This is a genomic window from Nocardioides sp., assembly GCF_047607365.1.
GTDB lineage: Bacteria > Actinomycetota > Actinomycetes > Propionibacteriales > Nocardioidaceae > Nocardioides.
Window position 1 is genome coordinate 1 of the sequence record NZ_JASGDD010000164.1, and the last position, 9,420, is coordinate 9,420.

Annotated in this window: 9 protein-coding genes; 2 read left to right on the forward strand and 7 right to left on the reverse strand. The window is 72.1% G+C overall.

The genetic code is table 11. From position 1 onward, the window contains the following. Window positions 1-51 precede the first annotated feature (51 nt). The 7 genes from acs to QM572_RS12885 form a co-directional block, all read right to left on the reverse strand. Window positions 52-2,034 carry an acetate--CoA ligase gene (gene acs, locus QM572_RS12855; RefSeq protein WP_415093708.1) on the reverse strand — a complete coding sequence of 661 codons (1,983 nt, stop codon included), beginning with the start codon at window positions 2,032-2,034 and terminating at the stop codon, window positions 52-54. A gap of 61 nt (window positions 2,035-2,095) precedes the next feature. Then, window positions 2,096-3,727, reverse strand: coding sequence for a cation acetate symporter (locus QM572_RS12860; RefSeq protein ID WP_415093710.1), 1,632 nt, complete (start codon window positions 3,725-3,727; stop codon window positions 2,096-2,098). Further along, window positions 3,727-4,116 (reverse strand): DUF485 domain-containing protein, encoded by a 390-nt coding sequence (locus QM572_RS12865; RefSeq protein WP_415093712.1) that lies wholly within the window; start codon window positions 4,114-4,116, stop codon window positions 3,727-3,729. The genes QM572_RS12860 and QM572_RS12865 overlap by 1 nt, the downstream gene beginning before the upstream one ends. 222 nt (window positions 4,117-4,338) lie before the next feature. Further along, entirely contained in the window at window positions 4,339-5,826 is a 1,488-nt protein-coding gene (locus QM572_RS12870; RefSeq protein WP_415093714.1) for a cation acetate symporter, read from the reverse strand. Then, entirely contained in the window at window positions 5,823-6,245 is a 423-nt protein-coding gene (locus tag QM572_RS12875) for a hypothetical protein (protein WP_415093716.1), read from the reverse strand. Before QM572_RS12875 ends, QM572_RS12870 begins: the two co-directional genes overlap by 4 nt. Further along, window positions 6,242-6,997, reverse strand: coding sequence for a LytR/AlgR family response regulator transcription factor (locus QM572_RS12880; protein ID WP_415093718.1), 756 nt, complete (start codon window positions 6,995-6,997; stop codon window positions 6,242-6,244). Before QM572_RS12880 ends, QM572_RS12875 begins: the two co-directional genes overlap by 4 nt. Next, complete coding sequence (locus QM572_RS12885; RefSeq protein ID WP_415093720.1) at window positions 6,994-8,118, reverse strand: histidine kinase; 1,125 nt, start codon at window positions 8,116-8,118, stop codon at window positions 6,994-6,996. Before QM572_RS12885 ends, QM572_RS12880 begins: the two co-directional genes overlap by 4 nt. Window positions 8,119-8,135: 17 nt before the next feature. Here QM572_RS12885 and QM572_RS12890 point away from each other — a divergent pair, with 17 nt between their 5' ends. Together QM572_RS12890 and QM572_RS12895 are read left to right on the forward strand one after the other, a co-directional pair. Next, window positions 8,136-8,789, forward strand: coding sequence for a CDP-alcohol phosphatidyltransferase family protein (locus QM572_RS12890; RefSeq protein WP_415093722.1), 654 nt, complete (start codon window positions 8,136-8,138; stop codon window positions 8,787-8,789). Window positions 8,790-8,795: 6 nt separating this feature from the next. After that, on the forward strand, window positions 8,796-9,341 hold the full coding sequence (locus QM572_RS12895) for a hypothetical protein (RefSeq protein ID WP_415093724.1): 546 nt from the start codon (window positions 8,796-8,798) through the stop codon (window positions 9,339-9,341). The last annotated feature ends 79 nt before the right edge of the window (window positions 9,342-9,420 follow it).

Genomic DNA, 9,420 nt, shown 5'->3' on the forward strand with positions numbered 1-9,420 from the left:
GCGGGCTCTCAGCGTCACCAGGTGACGCTGAGAGCCCGCGGTTCGGACTCCTCAGTCCTCGGTCGAGACGGACTGGCCGTGGGAGATGAGCTCCATGATCGAGGCGTCGGCCAGCGTGGTGGTGTCGCCGACGTCGCGCTTCTCGGCGACGTCGCGCAGGAGGCGGCGCATGATCTTGCCCGAGCGGGTCTTGGGCAGCTCGGGGACGATCATGATCTGCCGGGGCTTGGCGATCGGGCCGATCTCGGAGCGGACGTGGTCGGAGAGCTGCTTCTCCACGCCCTCGGCGGAGACGCCCTCCTTGAGGATCACGAACGCCACGACGGCCTGCCCGGTGTCGGGATCGGTCGCGCCGACCACCGCGGACTCGGCGACCGCCGGGTGGGAGACCAGCGCCGACTCGATCTCGGTCGTGGAGAGCCGGTGACCGGACACGTTCATCACGTCGTCGACCCGGCCGAGCACCCACAGGTCGCCGTCGTCGTCCTTCTTGGCGCCGTCGCCGGCGAAGTAGTAGCCGGTGCCGCCGACGAGGGAGGCGGGGAAGCGGGACCAGTAGGTGTCGACGTACCGCTTGTCGTCGCCCCAGATGGTGCGCAGCATCGACGGCCACGGCTCGGTCAGGACGAGATAGCCGCCCGAGCCGTCCGGCACCGAGACGCCCTCGTCGTTGACGACGTCGGCGCCGATGCCGGGCAGCGGCCCCATCGCCGAGCCGGGCTTGCCGTGGGTGACGCCGGGGAGCGGGCTGATCATCATCGCGCCGGTCTCGGTCTGCCACCACGTGTCGACGACCGGGGTGCGGTCGCCGCCGATGACGTGGCGATACCAGACGTAGGCCTCCGGGTTGATCGGCTCGCCGACGCTGCCGAGGATGCGCAGCGACGTCAGGTCGCGGGCTCCGGGGATCGCGTCGCCCTGCTTCATGCACGCCCGGATCGCGGTCGGCGCGGTGTAGAAGATCGTGACGCCGAGCTCCTCGATGATCCGCCACCAGCGGCCGCGCTCGGGGGAGTCGGGCGTGCCCTCGTAGAGCACCTGCGTCGCGCCGTTGGCGAGCGGGCCGTAGGCGATGTAGGAGTGCCCGGTGATCCAGCCGACGTCGGCGGTGCACCAGTAGACGTCCGTCTCCGGCTTGAGGTCGAAGACCGCGTGATGGGTCCACGCCGCCTGGGTGAGGTAGCCGCCGGTCGTGTGCAGGATGCCCTTCGGCTTCCCGGTCGTGCCGGAGGTGTACATCACGAAGAGCGGGTGCTCGGCCTCGAAGGCCTGCGGCTCGTGCGTGGTGGACGCCGCGTCGACGACGTCGTGCCACCACACGTCGGTCTCGTCGTTCCAGGCGACCTCGCTCCCCGTCCGGCGTACGACGACGACGTGCTCGACGACTCCGGGGACCTTGGCCACGGCCTCGTCCACGGCGGGCTTCAGCGCAGCCGGCGCCCCACGGCGGTAGCCCCCGTCGGCGGTGATGACCACCTTGGCGCCGCAGTCCTCGATGCGGGCGGCGAGCGCCTCGGCCGAGAAGCCCCCGAAGACCACGGTGTGGACCGCCCCGATCCGGGCGCAGGCCTGCATCGCGACGACCGCCTCGGGGATCATCGGGAGGTAGATCGCGACCCGGTCGCCGTCGCCGACGCCGAGCGCCTCGAGCGCGTTGGCGGCGCGGGAGACCTCGTCCTTGAGCTCGGCGTAGGTGAGGTCGCGGCGGTCCTCGAGCGGCTCGCCGACGAAGTGGAGGGCCACCCGGTCGCCGTTGCCGGCCTCCACGTGCCGGTCGACGCAGTTGTAGCTCACGTTGAGCCTCCCGTCGGCGAACCAGCGGTAGAACGGCGCCGATCCGTCGTCGAGGACCGTCTCGAACGGCGTCTCCCACGAGAGCCGGCGGGCGGCCTCGGCCCAGAAGCCGAGGCGGTCCTTGTCCGCGTGCTCGTAGGCGTCGGCGGTGACGTTGGCCTGGGCGGCCAGCTGCTCCGGCGGCGCGAAGCGGCGGTTCTCGCGCAGCAGGCTGGCCAGGGTTTCGTCGGTCGTGCTCACAGGGTCTCCTCCTCAAGCGGCTGTGGCGTGGGCCACACGGTCGAGCGTACGCGCGGCGTCATCAGTGGACGACCGCCTTCTCCGAGCCGGCTCCGGTGAGGGCGCGGACCTCGAGCTCGGTGTAGCGCTCCTCCGCCGCGGGCTCGCGCGAGGTCACGGTGCCCAGCCAGCCGAGGAAGAAGCCGATCGGGATGGAGATGATGCCGGGGTTCTCGAGCGGGAACCACGAGATGTCGATCGAGGTCGGCAGCAGGGAGAGGTTCTTGCCGGTGGCGTCGACGCCCTTGCCGGAGACGATGGGTGAGAAGATCACCAGCCCGACCGAGGAGATCAGGCCGCCGTAGATCGACCACACCGCGCCGCGGGTGTTGAACCGCTTCCAGAAGAGGTTGTAGACCAGCGCCGGCAGGTTGGCCGAGGCCGCCACCGCGAAGGCGAGCGCGACGAGGAAGGCCACGTTGAGCCGCTGTGCGGGGATGGCCAGCAGGATCGCGACCAGGCCGATCACGCCGGCGGCGATCCGGGTCATCCTCAGCTCGTCGGCCTCGCTCGCCCGGCCGTTCTTGAAGACCGCGTTGTAGAGGTCGTGCGCCACCGAGACCGAGGAGGTGAGCACCAGCCCCGCGACCACCGCCAGGATCGTCGCGAAGGCCACCGCCGAGATCACCGCGATCAGGATCGCGCCTCCGGTGGTGCCGTCGCCGCCGCCGACCGCCTCGGCCAGCAGGGGCGAGGCCAGGTTGCCGCCGGAGGCCGTCACCTCGGCGTACTTGTCGCTGTTGAGCAGCGCCGCGGCACCGAAGCCGAGCACCAGGGTGAAGAGGTAGAAGACGCCGATCAGGCCGATCGCCCACAGCACCGACTTGCGCGCGTCGCGCGAGGTCGGGGTGGTGTAGAAGCGGATCAGGATGTGCGGCAGGCCGGCGGTGCCGAGCACGAGCGCGATGCCGAGGGACAGGAAGTCGATCTTGGACGTCGTGGTGGCGCCGTACTTCAGGCCGGGCTCGAGGAAGGCCTGGCCCTTGCCGCTGTTGGAGGCGGCGGTGCCGAGGAGCTCGGAGAGGTTGAAGTCGAACTTCGAGAGGACGAGGACGACGATCAGCGCGGAGCCGGCCATGAGCAGGACGGCCTTCACGATCTGGACCCAGGTGGTCCCCTTCATGCCGCCGACGGTGACGTAGAAGATCATCAGCGCGCCGACGACGAGGATGGTGAGGTTCTTGGCGGTGTCGCCGTCGACGCCGAGCAGCAGCGAGACGAGCGCGCCGGCGCCGACCATCTGCGCCAGCAGGTAGAAGATCGAGACCACGACGGTCGAGGTGGCCGCCGCCGTACGGACCGGGCGCTGGCGCATGCGGTAGGCGAGCTGGTCGGCCATCGTGAACTTGCCGGAGTTGCGCAGCATCTCGGCGACGAGGAGCAGGGCGACCAGCCAGGCCACGAGGAAGCCGATCGAGTAGAGGAAGCCGTCGTAGCCCGCCAGCGCGATGGCGCCGGAGATGCCGAGGAAGGAGGCGGCCGACATGTAGTCGCCGCCGATCGCCAGGCCGTTCTGCAGGCCGGAGAAGTTGCGGCCGCCGGCGTAGAAGTCTGCCGCGCCGCTGGTCTGCCGGCTCGCCCAGAAGGTGATGCCGATCGTGACCGCGACGACCGCGAGGAAGAGGCCGGTGGTGAGGAGCTGGTCGCCGTCCATCAGCGCGCGCCTCCTTCGGTCGTGCCGGTGCCGGTGCCGGCGCTGGTGCTGGTGGCGTGGGCGTACTCCTCGTCCAGGTGCCGCGCGATCGGGTCGAGCTTGGCGTTGGAATAGCGGGCGTAGGCGAAGGCGAGGGCGAACGTCGTCGCGAACTGGAGCAGGCCGAAGACCAGCGCCACGTTGACGTTGCCGACGACCTGGGTGCCCATCAGGTCGGGCGCCCAGTTCGAGAGCACGACGTAGAGGAGGTACCAGCTCAGGAAGGCCACCGTCGCCGGGACCGCGAAGCGCCGGTAGTTGGACTTCAGCTCGCGGAACTCCGCGGTGGCGTGCAGCTTGTCGTACACCGGATCGTGCCGGTGAGCCTGGTCGTGGGCGTCTGTGACCACGGCGGGTCTCCTTGTCGACGGGACCGGCGCGAGGACGGTCCGACGGAATGTGATGGACGTCACGCTAGGAGTGAGGTGGGCCACGCGATCAGAGGGCAGCGCGGAGCACGCGCCGAACGGCGACGGCCGTCGCCGGGCGGTCGGTTCGGCGCGACGAGCGGCGTGGCGTGAGGGGAGCCCCCAGTGGACGTGAGGGGAGGCCCCACTCGGCGGAGGGGAGGCTCAGGTCGGGTGCAGGACCTCCGGCGTGTGCAGCCGGACCAGCAGCCGGGTGGTGTGGGCGGGCACCCGGCGGCGGGTGGCGAGGCTGACGCCGATCATCACCACGAACGCCAGCGGCACCGACCACGCCGCGGGCTGGGCGAGGAGCACGTGCCACCAGCCGCCGGCGGGCAGCCCGACGAAGGTCCACAGCACCGACAGCCCGGAGCCGGCGAAGCCGACGACCAGCCCGGCGACCGCGCCGAGGTCCGTGAGCCGGCGCCACCAGATCCCGAGCAGCAGCAGAGGGCAGAACGTGGACGCGGCCACGGCGAACGCCAGCCCCACCGCCTGGGCGACCCCGACGTGGGCGACCACCACCGCCGCCACGCAGGGCACGGCGACGGCGACCACCGTCGCCAGCCGGAACGCGCGTACGCCGTCGACCCGCCGCGTCCACGCGAGCCGGCCGATCAGGTCCTGGCTGATCACGCCTGCGACGGCGATGGTCAGCCCGGACGAGGTGGAGAGGAACGCCGCGAAGGCCCCGGCCGCGACCAGGCCGGTGAGCATCTCGCCGAGCCCGCCGTCGAGCATGAGCCTCGGGAGCTGGAGCACCACCGTGTCGGCCGAGTCGGTGGCGCCGTACGCGCGGCCGAGGGCGCCGAAGACCGGCGGGATCAGGTAGAAGACGCCGAGCAGCACGAGCACGACCAGGGTCGTGCGGCGCGCCGCGCGCCCGTCGGTGTTGGTGTAGAAGCGGACCACCACGTGCGGCAGGCCCATGGTGCCGAGGAAGGTCGCCACGATGATCGAGTAGGTCGTGTAGAGCCCGTGGGCGCCGTCGCCGGCGAGCGGCAGCGACCAGTCCCCGCCGACCGCGACCCGGGGCGCCCCGTCGCCGGCCCAGACGGCGAGCAGCACGGCGGCGGGGAGGAGCAGCGCGGTGAGCTTGAGCCAGTACTGGAAGGCCTGGACGAAGGTCACCGAGCGCATGCCACCGGCGGACACGTTGGCCAGGACCACGGCGCCGACCAGCAGCGGACCGAGCCAGGTCGGAGCCCCGGCGACCTCGCGCAGCGTGATGCCGGCGCCCTGGAACTGCGGCAGGAGGTAGAGCCAGCCGACCGCGACGACCAGCACCGAGCAGAGCGCCCGGACGCCGCGCGAGCCGAGCCGCGCCTCGGCGAAGTCGGGCAGCGTGTAGGCGCCCGAGCGGCGCAGCGGGGCGGCGACGAGGACCAGCAGCAGGAGGTAGCCGGCGGTCCAGCCGATGGGGTACCAGAGCATCTGCGCGCCGGCGGTGAGGACCAGTCCGGCAATGCCGAGGAAGGAGGCGGCCGAGAGGTACTCCCCGCCGATGGCGCTGGCGTTGAGCCGCGGGTTGACGGTGCGCGAGGCGACGAAGAAGTCGCTCGTGGTGCGCGAGAGCCGGAGCCCGAACGTGCCGATCGCCAGCGTCGCGAGCGCCACCAGCGTGACGCCGACGATGCCGGGCGCCGCGCTCACGGGCCGTCCTCTCCAGGGTCGCCGTTCCGCCCGTCCCGGCCGTCCCGCTCGGCGTGCCCGAGCAGGTCCGCGAACCGCTCCTCGTTCTCCTCCGCCCGGCGCACGTAGCGCAGGCCGAGCAGCACCAGGAACGGGTAGACGAGGACGCCGAGCAGCAGCCACGACAGCGGCAGCCCGAGGACGCCGACCCGGGCCAGGCCGGGCGCGAGGTGGAACAGCAGCGGCCAGCTGCCGACGCCGACGGCGAGCAGCGCCAGGATGCGCAACGCCAGCGCGAGCTGGACCAGCAGCAGCGAGTCGAGGTAGACCTCGCCGATCCGGGTGCCCGCGCCGACCTCCGCCGCGCCCGGCCTCACCGGGGCGGTACGCCGGCGCGTCGGCCCGGTCACGCGGACCCGCTGCTGCGGCAGCTCGCTCACGGACGTCCTCGCGAGACCAGCTGGTCGCGCAGCTGCCGGGTGTGACGCCGGCTGACGACGAGCTCGGCTCCGCCCACGACGACCGAGCAGCGCCCCGACTCCATCCGGACCTCGGTGACGCACGCCAGGTTGACCAGCAGCGAGCGGTGGATCCGGGTGAAGCCGGCCGGGGCCCACTCCTCGGCCAGCTGGGAGAGCGGGATCCGGACGAGGTGCGACCCGGTCGCCGTGTGCAGGCGCGCGTAGTCGCCCTGCGCCTCGACGTGGGTGATCTCGCGACGGCGTACGAAGCGGGTGACGCCGCCGAGCTCGACGGGGATCTGCAGGTCGGGGACGGCCTCCCTCCGGGGCTCCGGACCGGCCGGCTGGCCGTGGATCAGCCGGGTGACGGTCTCGGCCAGCCGCTCGGCGCGCACCGGCTTGAGGACGTAGTCGACCGCCCGCAGGTCGAAGGCCGCCACCGCGTGCTCCTCGTGCGCGGTGACGAAGACCACCGGCGGCGGCGTCCGGAAGCGGGAGAGCACGCCGGCCAGCTCGAGGCCGGACAGCCCGGGCATCTGGACGTCGAGGAAGACCGCGTCGAGCCCGGCCGCCTCGGGTCCGCTGAGAACGGCCAGGGCGTCGGTCGGGGTGGTGCTGACCAGCACCTCGCCGACCCGGTCGTCGGCGCCGAGGAGGAAGGCGAGCTCGTCGGCGGCCGGTTGCTCGTCGTCGACCACCAGCACCCGCAGACGCCGCTCGGAGGCGGTCACGCGTGCACCCCCGCCGCGAACTTGGGCACCCGGACCGTGACGAGGGTGCCGGCGCCGGGGGCGGTTTCCACGACGAGCCCGAAGTCGTCGCCGAAGGCGTTGCGCAGGCGGGCGTCGACGTTGCCGAGCCCGACCGAGCCGCCACCGGGATCACCGGGGTCGCGCTCGCCGGCCAGCGCCCGGCGTACCTTCTCCGGATCCTCGCCGATGCCGTCGTCCTCCACCTCGATGAGCGCCTCGTGGCCGTGGTCGTAGGCGCGGATCGCGATCTGGCCCCCGGTCTCGGAGTGGGACAGGCCGTGGCGCACGGCGTTCTCGACGAGCGGCTGGAGGCAGAGGAACGGCACGGACGTGGTCAGCACCTCGGGCGCGACGCTGAGGCGGACCCGGAGCCGGTCGCCGAAGCGGGCCTGCTCGAGGAGGAGGTACTGCTCGACTGAGCGGAGCTCCTCGGCGAGCGTCGTGTACTCCCCGTGCTTGCGGAAGGAGTAGCGGGTGAAGTCGGCGAACTCGAGCAGCAGCTCGCGCGCGCGGTCGGGGTCGGTGCGCACGAAGCTGGCGATGGCGCCGAGCGAGTTGTAGATGAAGTGCGGGCTGATCTGGGCGCGCAGCGCGCGCACCTCGGCCTCCATGAGCCGGCGACGCGAGGCGTCGAGCTCGGCGAGCTCGAGCTGCCCGCTCACCCAGCTGGCGACCTCCTCGGCCGCGCGGACGAGCCCGCCGGCCGAGTGCGGCGAGAAGACCTGCAGCGTCCCGACGAGACGCTCCTCGACGACGAGCGGGCTGACCACCGCGGTGCGGATCGGGCACCCCGACTCCCCGCAGGGCAGGTCGGCCCGGTCGAAGAAGCGGGTCTGGCCACGCTCGAGCACGTCGGCCGCGATCCCGGCGGCCTGGCCGCCGTGGTGGTGCCCGGCCCCGTCCCAGGCCAGCAGCCGCTCGGAGTCGGTCAGGGCCACCGCCGGCGTGCCGAGCAGGACGCGGAGGTGGCGGACCGCCTTCTCGGCGCTGGCGGCGCCGAGACCCTCGCGCAGCGCGGGGGCGGCGAGCGAGGCGGTGTGCAGGGTGCGGAACGTGGCACGATCGGCCTCCGACCCCAAATGCCGCCGTCCTCGTCGCACGATGAGAGTCTTGCACCATGACGCCCCTCGGAGCTCGCGTGCAGTGGCGCACCTGGGCGAACCTCATCACCCTCGTGCGCACCGTGGCCGCGATCGTCCTGGGGGTGATCGCCATCGCCCAGACGTCGGTCCCGCTCCTCGCCATCGCGTACGCCGTCTACTGGGTCGGCGACTCCGCGGACGGCAACGCGGCCCGGATCCTCAAGCAGGAGACGCGGTTCGGCGCGACGTTCGACATCCTCTCCGACCGCGCGAACTCCTCGCTGCTGCTCGTCGGGCTGCTCGGGATGCACCACGAGTTCGCGTGGCCGCTGGGGATCTACTTCTGCCAGTTCATGGTGATCGACCTGCTGCTGACCCTGTCGTTCCTCTACTGGCCGCTGGTCTCGCCCAACCACTTCTACCGGGTCGACCGCGCCGTCTACCTGTGGAACTGGTCGGTGCCGGCGAAGACCGCCAACACCACGCTGCTCATCCTGCTGCTGGTGGCCTCGGACCGGCTCGGGCTGCCGGTCTGGGTGGTCTCCCTCGTGGCCGTCGCGCAGCTCGTGGTGAAGGTGGTCTCGGCGTACCGCGTCTATGGGCTGATCGCGGAGCTGGAGCGGTCCGAGGCCGCGGGCGGCCCTGGATCGGCGCAGGGGTCCTCCACGCCGGAAGCGGCGCGTGCGTGAGACTCCGTGCGTGAACTACTGCTCGCCTGCCTGATCGCGCTGGGCAGCGGCTACGCGGCGGCGGTGATCCCCCTGATCAACGCCGAGGCCCTGGCGCTGGCCGGCGGCGCCGTGTCGACGGTGCACGGCGCGATCTTCGTGACGCTCGCGCTGGCCGTCGGGACGATGTTCGGCAAGATCACCCTCTTCCTCGGCGTGCGGACGGGGAAGAACGCCGTCGCCCGCAAGCGTGCGATGCAGGCGGAGGAGGAGGCCGAGCACCGGCTGGAGGAGCGGGCCGAGCACCGCTCGGGCGAACATGTGCGGCGAGGCTGGCGGGCCTGGTGGAAGCGGATGAGCGACGTCCTCATGGAGAACCTCGACCACCCCTGGCGCGGCCCGGTCGTCGTCTTCATCGGCGGGTCGGTGGGCATCCCGCCGCTCTTCCTGACGGCGTCGGTGGCCGGGCTGTCCCGGATGCGGCTGCTGCCCTTCGCGGTGGCCGTCTTCACCGGCCGCTGGATCCGCTTCCTCGTGATCGCGATCCCCGCCGCCCTCGCCTTCCACCACTGATAGGTCGACAGGATCGTGCATTTGCGCGATGACGCCCCGAAGACGGGCGGGTTCCTCGGCGAGTCATCGCGCAAAAGCA

Coding starts and splice junctions, on each gene's coding strand:
- QM572_RS12890 (WP_415093722.1), top strand. CDS start 8,136: ATGACGCCCCTCGGAGCTCGCGTGCAGTGGCGCACCTGGGCGAACCTC.
- QM572_RS12860 (WP_415093710.1), bottom strand. CDS start 3,727: ATGGACGGCGACCAGCTCCTCACCACCGGCCTCTTCCTCGCGGTCGTC.